The sequence below is a fragment of the Ulvibacter antarcticus genome (assembly GCF_003688405.1).
GTDB classification, from domain to species: domain Bacteria; phylum Bacteroidota; class Bacteroidia; order Flavobacteriales; family Flavobacteriaceae; genus Ulvibacter; species Ulvibacter antarcticus.
The window spans coordinates 574488-587123 of sequence record NZ_REFC01000012.1 but is presented as its reverse complement, the minus strand read 5'-3'; the positions used below and the strand labels follow the sequence as shown (position 1 = coordinate 587123).

The window sequence follows — 12636 nt, the reverse complement described above, 5'->3', positions numbered from 1 at the left end:
AAAATTAAACATGCGTACAATCATTTTTCTTCTCGCGGTATTCGTACTGCTATCCTGCAATAATAATCCCGCTAAAGACTTTAAAACTGTAGAGATCACGCCGGTGTTTACAGATAGTTTAAGCATTCGAGCGATATATCCTGTCGATGAGAATAGTGTTTGGTTTGCTGCGAATGAAGGGAAAGTTGGTATTATAGATGGCGATACTCCTAAATTAGCAACAATAAAGTATCAGGATTCATTATTGCATTTTCGATCGATTGCAAAAACAAAAGATGCAGTATTTGTATTGAGCATTGCAAATCCTGCTGTATTGTACAAAATTGGGGTGAGTGGAAAGGAAGCCTCTAATATTGAAGAAGTGTATTTGGAAGAAGGTGAAAATGTTTTTTACGACGCAATTTCTTTCTTTAATGATAAAGAAGGTATCGCAATGGGTGACCCAACGGCAGCTTGTCTATCTATTATTGTCACTCGCGATGGAGGAAATACTTGGAAGAAGTTGAGTTGTGATTTGCTTCCTAAATCGGAAAAAGGAGAGGCTGCCTTTGCCGCTAGTAATTCGAATATAGCAATCGTTGGCGATCATGTTTGGATTGCAACAGGAGGGAAGAAATCCAGAGTGTTTCATTCGCCAGACAAGGCTGTAACCTGGGAGGTGTTTGAAACTCCAATCGTTCAGGGAAAGGTAATGACAGGTATTTATAGCATTGCCTTTTACGATGAACTAACGGGTGTGGTATTTGGAGGCAATTGGGAAGACAAAAAATTTAATGAAGGAAACAAAGCTATCACTCATGACGGAGGTAAAACTTGGAGTTTAATTAGTAACGGGAAGGATCCCGGGTATCGTTCTTCGGTTAAATTCGTTCCCGGAAGTAAAGGGATGGGAATTGTAGCGGTTGGGTCACCAGGTATATCCTATAGTAAAGATCAAGGTGAGAACTGGATTGAGCTCACAAAGGAGGGTTTTTACGCAATCGAATTCGTAAATGATACACTTGCTTTTGCCTCAGGTGCCAACAGAATTTCGAAAATAGTTTTTAAAGAATAATATACATTATTGTCCTCTTCTTTTCTGATTTCTATACTTTTCGAGCAGTTTTCGTTTAAAATCTTCTTCAGCCTTCCGTAGTTTAATAATTTTTTTCGGTGGAATAGCCTTTCTTAATTTAAGGGACAGTTCCTTCTGAAGCATCAATCTATCGCTTTCTATCTGGTGACCTTTATCAATAAGTTCGTTCGCTTCGGCATCGCTAAGTGTATCTATACCGTCTTTTAACCTTTTATATACCTCGTTCATTTCAGTTTTTCTAAGCTGATGCATCTCGTCGCTGTATACATTGTAGATTGGCCAAAAGGCTTCGGCTTCAGTAGGAGTGAGGTCTAATTCTTCGGTTATAAACGCAACTTTTAAAGCCTTGATCTTTTCATGTCTGTCGCTCTGTGCGTGCATACCGAAGCTAATAAATAATAAAGTGATAAGAATATTTTTCATGTTATTCGATTAATATGTTTGTATCGTCTAGCGAGTCCAGAAGATAATTTTCAATGTTCTCTTCGGAAAAATATGCCTCGGCATTTTCCAATTCGTTAATACTCTCATTTGAAAGCAGGGCCATAACTTCATCTGAGTCCAACTCCAAATTCCCGTCGATTATATACATTTCAATGCTGTTAGGATCGATAGAACTAAAAGTAGCTGTTGCGTCACTGTTTGTAAGCACTACCGATAGAATAATGATAATCGATGCAGCAACGGCAGAAATATACGCTAGGTTTTTTCTTCGGAAAAGAGGAATGACTTTTTGCGTTTCTTCTGAAGCTTTGTAACGAGCCATCACTTTGTCTTCGAGATTTATAAAATAATCGTCAGGAACCTTAAAACCGGTCTCATTGGGTAATTTTTTAGAGGCTAAACGCTTTAAAAGGCGCTCCTCGAACGATTCAAAATAAGAATCGGGAACTTTAAATCCATGTATGTTTTTTTCGTCTTTCATCTTATTTATTTTTCAAGACTCATCTCAGTATTCTTAATAAAGGCTGTAATTTTCTTTACTGCCAAATGATAGCTACTTTTCAATCCGCCCACCGAAGTACCAAGTATCTCCGATAAATCTTCATAGGTATGATCTTCAAAATACTTCATATTGAAAACAAGGCGTTGCTTTTCAGGTAAGGTCGCAATAGCCTTTTGAAATTGCAATTGCATTTGGTCACCTTCAAAATATACGTCACTTTCCAAATTTTGTATCAAATGATTTTGCACAGCTTCAATTGTGATTTTTTGTTTTTTTGACTTTTTATTGAGGAAGGTTATAGATTCATTTGTTGCTATACGATACATCCACGTGTACAATTTACTATCTGATTTAAATTTGTCAATGTTCCTAAAAACTTTAATGAAGGTATTTTGTAGCACATCATCGGTGTCATCATGATCCAACACAATTTTACGAATTTGCCAATACAAACGTTCCTTATATTTAGACACCAATTCACGAAAGGCAGCATCTTGATTTGCTCCTTCTTGTAGTCTTTTTATTAATTCTTTTTCTTCGGTCACCAACCTTAAAACGTTTATATCTGAGACTAAATTAAATTGAAATGGTTTAATCAAAATTTTAATAACCATTAATCATTTGAAAATCAGTTATAATTTTCGATTAAGTGTAAATAAAACACGATAAAATGCGTTTTATGTTTTTTTGTAGGAAAATATTTACTATTTTTGATCTGTACTATTTAGGTAAGAGCTTTTTAAAAGAGCCGAGACTATCTAAGATTGTAGTAAAAACGGGCTTAAGCGGGGGCTAGCCCGTTTTTTTATTGAATAAATGTTCTTAAATATATTTTAAAAAATTTGTAGGAAAAAGATTAAAAAATTAATCTTTTAATCGACAAAGCACATTTTATAAGGTTTAAGCGACAAAAAATTTGGTCGTTAATAAAAAGTTAAATATATTTGAGCCATACTTAACAGACTTATGTATCATAGGTAGTATTATGAGCCCCAATTGTAATACTGTCAAAATGAAAGGAGCGGAGCCCCAACCGCTCTTTTTTTATGCGTTATAGTTACGCAAGAGACTGCATTTCCACCAGGCTATAATAAACTCCTTTATTACTTAACAGCTCATGGTGTTTACCTTGTTCTACAATCTTACCTTTCGACAATACAACAATCGTATCGGCATTCTGAATGGTAGATAACCTATGTGCAATAACAATCGATGTACGGTTTTTCATCATTTTTTCCAGAGCGTCCTGAACTAAGCGTTCGCTTTCGGTATCCAAAGCTGAAGTCGCTTCATCGAGAATCATAATAGGAGGGTTTTTCAACACTGCACGAGCAATACTAAGACGCTGTTTTTGTCCGCCGCTCAATTTACCACCACTATCACCAATATTTGTGTCAATTCCGTTAGGAAGATCTTTTACAAATTCCCATGCGTTTGCGATTTTTAAGGCATCGATTATTTCTTCATCGGTCGCATTTTCTTTTGCTACCTTTAAATTTCCTTTTACCGTATCGTTAAAGAGAATGGAATCTTGAGTTACTAATCCTAAAAGCCCACGTAAAGATTGTTGCGTCATTCCTTTTACTGAAACTCCATCTATTTTAATATCACCTTTATTTACATCATAAAAGCGAGTCACTAAATTAGCGATGGTGCTTTTTCCACTACCGCTTTGACCAACCAATGCCACCGTGTGTCCTTTCGGCACCTTGAGTGTAAAATCTTGCAGCACCCATTCGTCCTCATATTTAAATGATATGTTCTCAATGTCAACTCCAGTAGTGAAACCTTCCTTCACAATCGCATCGGGTGCATCTTTAATAGCCGATTCAGTTTCCAATATTTCCAAAACCCTCTCTGCGGCGGCGTTTCCTTTTTTCACGCCATAGCTCGCTTTACTAATTGCCTTTGCAGGGGTTAAAATATTATACGCTAAGCCCATATATGCAATGAAAAATTCCGGAGCCAAGGTCTTTTCAACCAAAACCATAGAACCTCCGTATAATAGGAGTATAGAAATTACTACAATACCTAAAAACTCACTTAGCGGAGAAGCCAAATTTTGACGGTTTAATAAGGTGTTGGAGTATTTGAAGTAACGTTGGGTAGATTCCTTGAATTTTGAACTAAAAATCTTTTCAGCATTAAAACCTTTTATAATTTTAAGCCCTCCAAGAGTTTCATCAACAATAGAAAGAAAAAATCCCTGTTCACGCTGTACTTTGTCACTATGTTTTTTTAAAGTCTTACCTATTCTAGATATAATTAACCCGGAAACAGGAATAAAGATGAACACAAAAATAGTAAGCTTTACACTTATAATGAACATGGTTATAATTGTAAAAAGAATAGTAAGTGGTTCTCTCACTATCAGTTCCAATACCGATAAAAAGCTATTCTGAATTTCCAGAACATCACTGGAAATACGAGCCATCGTATCACCTTTTCTCTTTTCAGAATAAAATGAAACAGGAAGGTCTATTGTCTTCTCATATACCTCGTTACGCAAGTCTTTTAGAACTCCATTTCGCAGAAAAGTAATAAAATACATAGCCAGATAGCCGAAAAAATTCTTTAATAAAAAGGTAGAAATTACAACACTTATCATGATCAATAGGGTGTTCATTTCCCCAATGTTATCGATCTTTTGATTGATGTAAAAATTCATAAATTTCTCAAAATAATCCCCTATTTTAAAAACTCCTTCCCACTGTGGTTCTTGAGTGATTTTTTCAGAATTATCGAAAAGAACCTTTAGCATTGGCATTAACGATACAAATGCCAAGGTGCCAAACAAGGCATAAAAAACATTTGAGATGATGTTTAACCAGGCAAACTTTTTATAAGGAACGGCAAAACGAAGTATTTTTTTTAGGTATTTCATTAAGTTTGGGTTTAACCCATGTTTAAATCTGAAATAATAGTTTTTATTTTGGTATCCAATTGTGCTTCATCTTCGGAAGTAACGCTGACATAAAACTTGATTTTGGGTTCAGTTCCACTTGGACGAGCAGCGATTTTACTACCATCTTCCGTATAATAAATAAGCACATTCGATAGTGGGATGTTCAATGCTTCGGAAGTGCCCTCAATTAGATTGTACCCTTTGTTATTGGAATAATCTTCAATTCGAACCACTTTACTTCCTCCAATTTTTTGAAAAGGGTCATTCCGAAGATTTTTCATTATTTCTGAAATTTCTTCTGCTCCCTTTTTACCTTTTTTTACAATCGATATTAGGTGTTCTTTATAATGCCCGTTTTCTTCGTAAATCTTCTGAAGATAAGCGTAAACACTGCCACCAGCAGTTTTTTGTTGAGCTGCGATCTCACAGGCTAATAAGGTTGCAGTAACCGCGTCTTTATCACGTACAAAATCACCAACCATATATCCAAAACTCTCTTCACCGCCACCCACAAATTCCAGTTCAGGATGGTCTTTTACCATTTTTGCAATCCATTTAAAGCCGGTAAGACCTTCCATATATTGTACTCCAAACTTTTCCGCTATTTTTTGAATCAGCGGAGTAGATACTATAGTAGACGCAACAAATTGTTTTCCGTTGAGTTTATTTTTCTTTTGCCATTGCTCTAGTAAAAAATAGGTCATCACAGCCATCGCCTGATTACCGCTTAAAATCACCATTTTACCTTCGTGGCTCCGCACAGCGACTCCTAATCGATCGCAGTCCGGGTCGGTCCCTATTACAATATCGGCCGCCGTTTTTTCTGCGAGTTCCAATGCCATTTTAAGGGCAGCAGGTTCTTCCGGATTTGGCGATGCCACGGTTGGAAAATCTCCATCAGGTATTGCTTGATCGGCAACAATTTGCACGTTTTTGTATCCTGCCATTTCCAGTACCTTCGGAATCATAGTGATCGATGTGCCATGTAGCGATGTAAAAACAATTTTTAGATTGTCCTTCGCTTTCTGAGAAGTTTGAAAGCTTCCGTTTAAGACTGAAGCTTTAGCAAAGGCCTCGTCAACTTCTGTATCGATAATGGATATATTAGAAGCATCAGCCTTAAAGTTAATATCGCTGTATTGTAATGAGTTAATTTCTGAAATTATCTCCTCATCTTGAGGTGGCACTAGTTGTCCGCCATCTTCCCAATACACCTTATAACCATTGTATTCAGGAGGATTGTGAGAGGCGGTTAGTACGATTCCACACTGACAATTTAAATGTTTTACGGCGAAGGATAATTCTGGAGTAGCGCGTAATTCAGAAAATAAAAACACTTTAATACCATTTGCGGAAAAAACTTCCGCTACAACTCTTGCTAATTCTTTACTATTATGACGACAATCGTAAGCGATTGCTACCTTAGTTTGGGTATTAGGAAACTGTTTTTTTAAGTAATTTGATATTCCCTGCGTATTTTTTCCAAGAGTGTATTTGTTAATACGATTATCACCAACACCCATCACACCGCGCATTCCACCAGTACCAAACTCGAGATTTTTATAAAAACTGTCCTCCAGACCTTCCGGATCATGGGCAATCATCTCTTTAATAGTATGTTGTGTTTCTTGATCAAAAGTGGGAGTGAGCCATTTGTTAAGGCGTTCCAGGATTTTTGGGTCAATGTAGATCATTTGCTCAACTTTAAAGTGTAAAAATAGGAAAAAAAGTGGCAACCGATTAATGCAGTATTACGATGAGACCAATTTTTTAATTCTGCATTTATTCAATTAATTCTGCAAAATTAAAGGCTCTATAAAAACTATCCAATTTGCCTCTTTATAATGTAATTTTTAGTGTCTCTTCTGCTTCTTAAAACTAGTTCTCCAAGAAATCCTGCGAGAAAAAGCTGTGTTCCCAGCATCATGGCGGTAAGTGAAATATAAAATTGTGGACGCTCCGTGATGAGTCGTCCGCTTTGATGGATAAACAGTTTGTCAATTCCGAGGTAAAGCGCAAAGCAAAATCCAACGAAAAGCATTAACGCACCCCAGGCTCCAAATAAATGCATCGGCCTTTTTCCGAAGCGCGATAAGAACCATATTGTAATTAAGTCTAAAAAACCTCTCACAAATCGCTCGGCACCGAATTTGGTCGTGCCATATTTACGAGCCTGATGTTTTACAACTTTCTCGCCAATATTACTAAAGCCTGCATTTTTAGCAAGTACAGGAATGTAACGATGCATATCGCCGGTAACCTCTATCGTTTTTACGACTTCATTTCTATAAGCTTTAAGACCACAATTAAAATCATTTAATTGTACACCAGAGGTTTTACGAGCGGCAAAATTAAAGAGTTTAGAAGGCATGTTTTTACTTAAAACGGAATCAAAACGCTTCTTTTTCCAACCGGAAACAAGATCATATCCTTGTTTTGTGATCATTTCATAAAGCTCAGGAATTTCCTCCGGATCGTCTTGTAGGTCGGCATCCATAGTAATTACTACATCTCCTTTTGCCATTGCAAAACCAGCGTGTAAAGCTTGGGATTTTCCGAAGTTGCGTAGAAACTGAATTGCCTTAACCTCAGGATGCTCTTCCGAAAGTTTCTCTATGATATTCCAGGAATGATCGGTACTTCCATCGTCTATAAAAATCAATTCATATAAAAAACCATTGGATTGCATGACTTTTGCAATCCAATGGTATAATTCATTTATAGATTCCTCCTCGTTTAAAAGTGGAATTACGATGGATAAATTCATAGTTTATGCGATAGCATTAGGATCATTCTTCTTGAAGATCAATGCGATTAATAGTCCGAATATCGAATAAAAGGCAAGTTGGAATACATATGATTTTAATTGTGCAAATGCCGAAAAAGCATCATCCTCTGCCATTTTTTCTAAAGCTTTGTCAATTTCTGCTTCAGGAGCGCCAAATTTTTCCATCATCCCTTTGGTCATATTCATTATCTCCTCCTGCAGGAAAGCGGCAGCATCGGGGTCGATAACCACAAAAATAAGAATATTCACTACAACGCTTATTAATAGCCCAATTGCGATAGTAATAAAATAGGAAGTAAACGCTTCCTTAAAAGAAATTAAACCGTTCTGTAAAGATTTAGCTTTTGCTACAGAGACAATTCCAAAACTAATGGCAAGGAGTAAGGTAAAAATACCAATCCACCATTTAGTAAGAAGTGCTGTATTTATTACATATAGGACAGTTGTTATAAGAGTGAGTACAATTCCTAATAAAACTCCATAGGATACTGCATTTTTTTTAGTTGAGATAGTTTGTGCTTCCATTAAAGTGTTTTTAATCCTGCCGTTAACAACAGAGTAGTTCGGTTTGTTAGTTAACAAAGATAGCAAAACGTTACATTTGGAACGATGATGATTCTATTCTTTTTGGTTCTGCTTCAGAATGAATTGGATACCAATGAGAAGAACATTTCAGAAATTGATTAAGTTGCATTTAATTCAATGGTTTCAGACATATTATTGCTTCAGAAAAGAAACAAAAACATTAGATTCTTTCAGAATAAAAAAACATCATTATATATTGCAGGATTGTAAATAATGCTTAAATTTGCACGCTCAATCCTTGAACTATGGGATTGACAATTTAAAATATAAGAAAATGAAAAAAGGTATCCATCCTGAAAATTATAGATTAGTAGCATTCAAAGACATGTCGAATGAAGATGTATTTGTTACTAAATCAACAGCAGACACAAAGGAAACTCTAGAAGTAGACGGTGTTGAGTATCCTTTAGTAAAAATGGAGATTTCAAGAACTTCTCACCCATTTTATACTGGAAAATCTAAACTTATCGATACAGCTGGTCGTATTGATAAATTCAAAACAAAATACGCAAAATTCAAAAAACCTGTTGCAGCAGCTGCTAAAGAGGAAGAATAGTATTTTTGACAACATAATTTTAAAAGCCTTCGAATTTCGAAGGCTTTTTTATTTATAGCTATTTCAAAACATTAAGTTCTTTCATTATATTTACTCAATACTCAATACTCAATACTCAAGATGAATTATATCCTTTTCGACGGAAACGTCCGCAACCAGTTATTACCTTTTACCTTCACTAGACCAGTAGCAGATATTCGCATTGGGATTCTAACTATTCGCGAGAAATGGGAAAAGATGCTTGGTTTCACTACAACAACGGTGACAGAGGACTATCTTTCGGATGCGTTTCCTATGGTAGAGATGGATGCTAATATTCTAATCAATGCCTCATTTATACCTTCGGAAAATTTAGTGGGTCTAATAAAAGGGCTTTCTGAAAATCAAGCGATTTTTTACAAGGATGAACCTCTTGCATTCTATACTACTGAAGGGCAGGAAGTAGATTTCGAAAGCTACGATATTACTGAATATTCGTATGATGATGTGCTGCGAATCGAGCATAGTTGGGATATTTTTTCGAAAAACCATCTTGCCATCGAGCGGGATTTCGAATTGCTTACTAAAGGGAGATCATCTCAACCCATTCCAGAAAAGACCGTTGCTTTTAATGAGGCACAGATTTTTATTGAAGAAGGAGCAACCCTTCCGCTTTGTTCATTGAACGCAACGGATGGTCCTATTTATATTGGTAAGCATGCCGAAATTATGGAAGGAGCTATGATTAGAGGGCCTTTCGCCCTTTGTGAGGATGCAACTGTAAAAATGGCAGCTAAAATTTATGGAGGTACTACTATCGGACCTCATTCTAAAGTTGGGGGAGAAGTCAACAATTCGGTACTATTTGGATATTCAAATAAAGGTCACGACGGATTTCTAGGTAATTCGGTGATCGGAGAATGGTGTAATCTGGGTGCAGATACTAACAACTCCAATTTAAAAAATAACTATGCCGAAGTGCGACTTTGGGATTATGAAACAGAAGGTTTTGCGAGAACGGGACTGCAATTTTGCGGACTCATGATGGGAGATCACAGTAAATGTGGTATAAATACTATGTTTAATACTGGTACTGTAGTGGGGGTGAGCGCTAATATCTTCGGAAGTGGTTTTCCTCGTAATTTCATTCCTAGTTTCAGTTGGGGTGGAAGTGGAGGCATGACCACCTATTTAACTAAAAAAGCTTTTGAAGTTGCCAAGGTAGTGATGTCTAGAAGAGGAATAGATTTTTCCGAAACTGACGCAAAAATACTGGAGCACGTTTTTGAAGAATCGGCAAAGTGGCGTCGCAGTTAGTTTTATTAAAACTTTACTTTTTGATAATCACCACTGAACAATTCATCATATAAAAAGGGAAGTGACAGTAGGATTAACACAACTGCAATAATGGTTATTATGATTAAGATGTTTCTTTTACGTTTCAGAATTCTATTTTCTTCAAATACTTTTTTCTGAAAAGCAGCGTATTCATAAGTCTTCATCTCCTTATGATCTTCAAAAGTGCCAAAAGTACTGTCTTTTAGCCGCAAACCATTGTCGAAAGCAGATTCTCGTTTTCTAATAAAAATTTTATGTCCGGCTTTTAAGCCTGTTGTTTTATACTTCATACTCCTTACTATATTGTACGTAAGAAATGTAGGAAAAGTTACAATGCATAAGGGCAGTCAAACTATATAAAAAGTAAAGATTATACGTTAAAATATTGATGATCAGGAGTTATAATCGAGAGTTAAGCTTTATAATAGGTGCTATTATTTTTCCTTTTTAACTCGTTTCAACACTAAAAAATTCTGAGGATTGCTTCCTAAACCGCTTACCTTTTTACTTACAAATCGCACTGCCATATCGTAGAACAAAGGTACTATCGGAGCCTGATCGACGATTATGGAATCCATTTTAGTATACAGCACTTTTCTTTCCTCGATATTGGAAATAGTTAGACTTTTATCGTACAAACTATCAAAGGCTTCATTTTTAAAGTGCGTATAATTAGGGCCGTTGGGAGTGAAATTCGGACTATAATACAATGATAGATAATTTTCGGCATCGGGATAATCGGCAATCCAGCTAGCTCTAAAAATATCAAGTTCTCCTGTAGATTTCATTTGTCGGAGTGTAGAAGGAGGAACTACATCAACGGTTACATCAATACCAATTTTTTCTAATTCTCGTTGGATGTATTCACAGAGATCCAAATACTGACTATTCGTTCCTATGGTGATTTGGGGATTCTCATCGCCGGTTTCTTCTTTGTATTGCACGACCAGGGCTCTGGCTTTTTTAGGCTGATAACTATATCCTTCAATTGCATCGAATCCCGGCAAGCCTTTAGGGATAAATCCATTTACGGCAGGTATTCCCATGCCATTACGGAGGTAGGTCACCATTTTCACCCTGTCGAATCCATAGTTTATAGCTTGCCGCAATGATTTAGATTTAATCTCTGATGTTTCAGATCCGAGGAAAAAACCTAGGTATTCGGTGTTTAAAAATGGTCCGCTTATAAGGACCAATTGGTCTTTATACTTTTCTTGTAATTTTCCTTGAGTAGTGACTAATTCATCTTTATACGAGCTATCCAAACCAGATATGAAATCGATTTTACCTTGAACCAATTGTAAAAACTCACTTTGCTTGTCGGGTAAGAAAGTGATGGCGACAGCTTCTAAATAAGGAAGTTGATTACCATTCTCATCTTTTTCAAAATACAAAGGGTTTTTCCGAAGCACTAACTTCACACTTTCTTCCCAAAGTTTTAATTGAAACGGACCTGTTCCTACAGGGTTTCTTCGGAAATCGCTGCCGTAATATTCTACAGCTTCTTTAGGTACAACAGAGCAATAGCGCATCGACATCAAACCAAGAAAGGGTGGAAAGGGTTGTTTAAGCTGAATACTAAATGTGGTGTCATTTATAGCACGATAAGAATGCACATTCTGAAGCACCCAACTTCCGGAAGAGGCAACTTTTTCATCTATTAAACGATCGAAACTATACACAAAATCGGAAGCAATAACAGTTCGTGTCGAATCGTTTTCTTCGGAAAGACCCGAGTTCGCGAATACTTTGTTTTTATGAAAATAAACATCTTTCCGAAGCGTGAATGTATATGTGTTTGTGGTGTCGTTTATAGTCCAGCTTTTGGCGATGTCGGGAATAATATTGAGGGAATCATCCAATTGCACCAGTCCGTTATACAACTGATTATCCGGCCAGATACTTTGAGGGTTTCTAGCAAAGGCAGGATCTAAAGTTGGTATGTTACTATGTTCGTTATAGCGAAAAACAAGGTGGTCGCGGTCTTGGGTGTTTTTGTTATTGCAAGAAATTATAGCAAATAAGAAAATTAATAAAACTATTGATTTTATTGCTGAATGGAAGTTGGAAGCTCGATGCACGGTGTTAATTAAGTCTTTAAAGTGTTTCTAAATGCAATCATCATATTCATCAATAAGTAGCATTCGTTGTATTTTTTAATAAAATCTGTTTCAGTAAGATAACTTCTATATTTCGCTTTGTATAAACATGTAACTACCTCCGCCAATGACCTTATAGAATATCCTAAAAATCTCCTATGCTCTGGTTTCGATTGCAAAATACTTCCTTCAGAGATATTCAATGCCACAGAATCAGCTGCTCTTCTAATTTGAGAAGAGAGATTATAAATCTCTTTTTTTGGAAATTTACTAGCGGTTTCATTGATTTCTTCCCCCAATTTCATAGCCTTTTGCCAAATATGCAATTTTTCAAATTTAAAACTCATAACCACTGCTATAATGGG

13 protein-coding genes are annotated in these 12636 nt (G+C 36.3%); 3 read left to right on the top strand and 10 right to left on the bottom strand.

Features of this window, described 5'->3' with window-relative positions:
* Positions 1 to 10 precede the first annotated feature (10 nt).
* Positions 11 to 1054: a WD40/YVTN/BNR-like repeat-containing protein gene (locus tag BXY75_RS07515; protein ID WP_121907095.1), complete on the top strand. Its 1044-nt coding sequence runs from the start codon at positions 11 to 13 to the stop codon at positions 1052 to 1054.
* Between the two features lie 6 nt (positions 1055 to 1060).
* On the opposite strand, the gene BXY75_RS07510 is transcribed toward BXY75_RS07515, so the two are convergent.
* The 7 genes from BXY75_RS07510 to BXY75_RS07480 all read right to left on the bottom strand — a co-directional run bounded on the left by BXY75_RS07510 (position 1061) and on the right by BXY75_RS07480 (position 8239).
* Positions 1061 to 1498: a sensor of ECF-type sigma factor gene (locus tag BXY75_RS07510; RefSeq protein ID WP_121907094.1), complete on the bottom strand. Its 438-nt coding sequence runs from the start codon at positions 1496 to 1498 to the stop codon at positions 1061 to 1063.
* Position 1499: 1 nt separating this feature from the next.
* On the bottom strand, positions 1500 to 2000 hold the full coding sequence (locus BXY75_RS07505; RefSeq protein WP_121907093.1) for a hypothetical protein: 501 nt from the start codon (positions 1998 to 2000) through the stop codon (positions 1500 to 1502).
* 5 nt (positions 2001 to 2005) lie between these two features.
* Positions 2006 to 2566 carry an RNA polymerase sigma factor gene (locus BXY75_RS07500; protein WP_121907384.1) on the bottom strand — a complete coding sequence of 187 codons (561 nt, stop codon included), beginning with the start codon at positions 2564 to 2566 and terminating at the stop codon, positions 2006 to 2008.
* A 512-nt stretch (positions 2567 to 3078) separates the two neighbouring features.
* A complete protein-coding gene (locus BXY75_RS07495; protein WP_121907092.1) occupies positions 3079 to 4905 on the bottom strand; it encodes an ABC transporter ATP-binding protein in 1827 nt (608 codons plus the stop codon).
* Positions 4906 to 4916: 11 nt separating this feature from the next.
* On the bottom strand, positions 4917 to 6620 hold the full coding sequence (locus BXY75_RS07490; protein WP_121907091.1) for a phospho-sugar mutase: 1704 nt from the start codon (positions 6618 to 6620) through the stop codon (positions 4917 to 4919).
* A 128-nt stretch (positions 6621 to 6748) separates the two neighbouring features.
* Positions 6749 to 7693, bottom strand: coding sequence for a glycosyltransferase family 2 protein (locus BXY75_RS07485; RefSeq protein WP_121907090.1), 945 nt, complete (start codon positions 7691 to 7693; stop codon positions 6749 to 6751).
* A gap of 3 nt (positions 7694 to 7696) precedes the next feature.
* Positions 7697 to 8239, bottom strand: coding sequence for a DUF4199 domain-containing protein (locus BXY75_RS07480; protein WP_121907089.1), 543 nt, complete (start codon positions 8237 to 8239; stop codon positions 7697 to 7699).
* 334 nt (positions 8240 to 8573) lie between these two features.
* Between BXY75_RS07480 and BXY75_RS07475 the strand changes: the two genes are divergently transcribed.
* Positions 8574 to 8855, top strand: a complete 282-nt coding sequence (locus BXY75_RS07475; protein ID WP_121907383.1) for a type B 50S ribosomal protein L31 — start codon at positions 8574 to 8576, stop codon at positions 8853 to 8855.
* A gap of 120 nt (positions 8856 to 8975) precedes the next feature.
* Positions 8976 to 10151 carry a GlmU family protein gene (locus tag BXY75_RS07470; protein WP_121907088.1) on the top strand — a complete coding sequence of 392 codons (1176 nt, stop codon included), beginning with the start codon at positions 8976 to 8978 and terminating at the stop codon, positions 10149 to 10151.
* A 5-nt stretch (positions 10152 to 10156) separates the two neighbouring features.
* On the opposite strand, the gene BXY75_RS07465 is transcribed toward BXY75_RS07470, so the two are convergent.
* The 3 genes from BXY75_RS07465 to BXY75_RS07455 form a co-directional block, all read right to left on the bottom strand.
* Positions 10157 to 10462 carry a hypothetical protein gene (locus BXY75_RS07465; protein ID WP_121907087.1) on the bottom strand — a complete coding sequence of 102 codons (306 nt, stop codon included), beginning with the start codon at positions 10460 to 10462 and terminating at the stop codon, positions 10157 to 10159.
* 144 nt (positions 10463 to 10606) lie between these two features.
* Positions 10607 to 12253: an ABC transporter substrate-binding protein gene (locus tag BXY75_RS07460; protein WP_121907086.1), complete on the bottom strand. Its 1647-nt coding sequence runs from the start codon at positions 12251 to 12253 to the stop codon at positions 10607 to 10609.
* Between the two features lie 8 nt (positions 12254 to 12261).
* Entirely contained in the window at positions 12262 to 12618 is a 357-nt protein-coding gene (locus tag BXY75_RS07455) for a four helix bundle protein (protein WP_121907085.1), read from the bottom strand.
* Positions 12619 to 12636: the final 18 nt, after the last annotated feature.

Excerpts from the sequence above, each read along its gene's own strand:
- BXY75_RS07455 (WP_121907085.1), bottom strand. The coding sequence starts at position 12,618 with ATGAGTTTTAAATTTGAAAAATTGCATATTTGGCAAAAGGCTATGAAA.
- BXY75_RS07475 (WP_121907383.1), top strand. The coding sequence starts at position 8,574 with ATGAAAAAAGGTATCCATCCTGAAAATTATAGATTAGTAGCATTCAAA.
- BXY75_RS07470 (WP_121907088.1), top strand. The coding sequence starts at position 8,976 with ATGAATTATATCCTTTTCGACGGAAACGTCCGCAACCAGTTATTACCT.
- BXY75_RS07465 (WP_121907087.1), bottom strand. The coding sequence starts at position 10,462 with ATGAAGTATAAAACAACAGGCTTAAAAGCCGGACATAAAATTTTTATT.
- BXY75_RS07515 (WP_121907095.1), top strand. The coding sequence starts at position 11 with ATGCGTACAATCATTTTTCTTCTCGCGGTATTCGTACTGCTATCCTGC.
- BXY75_RS07505 (WP_121907093.1), bottom strand. The coding sequence starts at position 2,000 with ATGAAAGACGAAAAAAACATACATGGATTTAAAGTTCCCGATTCTTAT.
- BXY75_RS07485 (WP_121907090.1), bottom strand. The coding sequence starts at position 7,693 with ATGAATTTATCCATCGTAATTCCACTTTTAAACGAGGAGGAATCTATA.
- BXY75_RS07495 (WP_121907092.1), bottom strand. The coding sequence starts at position 4,905 with ATGAAATACCTAAAAAAAATACTTCGTTTTGCCGTTCCTTATAAAAAG.
- BXY75_RS07510 (WP_121907094.1), bottom strand. The coding sequence starts at position 1,498 with ATGAAAAATATTCTTATCACTTTATTATTTATTAGCTTCGGTATGCAC.
- BXY75_RS07490 (WP_121907091.1), bottom strand. The coding sequence starts at position 6,620 with ATGATCTACATTGACCCAAAAATCCTGGAACGCCTTAACAAATGGCTC.
- BXY75_RS07480 (WP_121907089.1), bottom strand. The coding sequence starts at position 8,239 with ATGGAAGCACAAACTATCTCAACTAAAAAAAATGCAGTATCCTATGGA.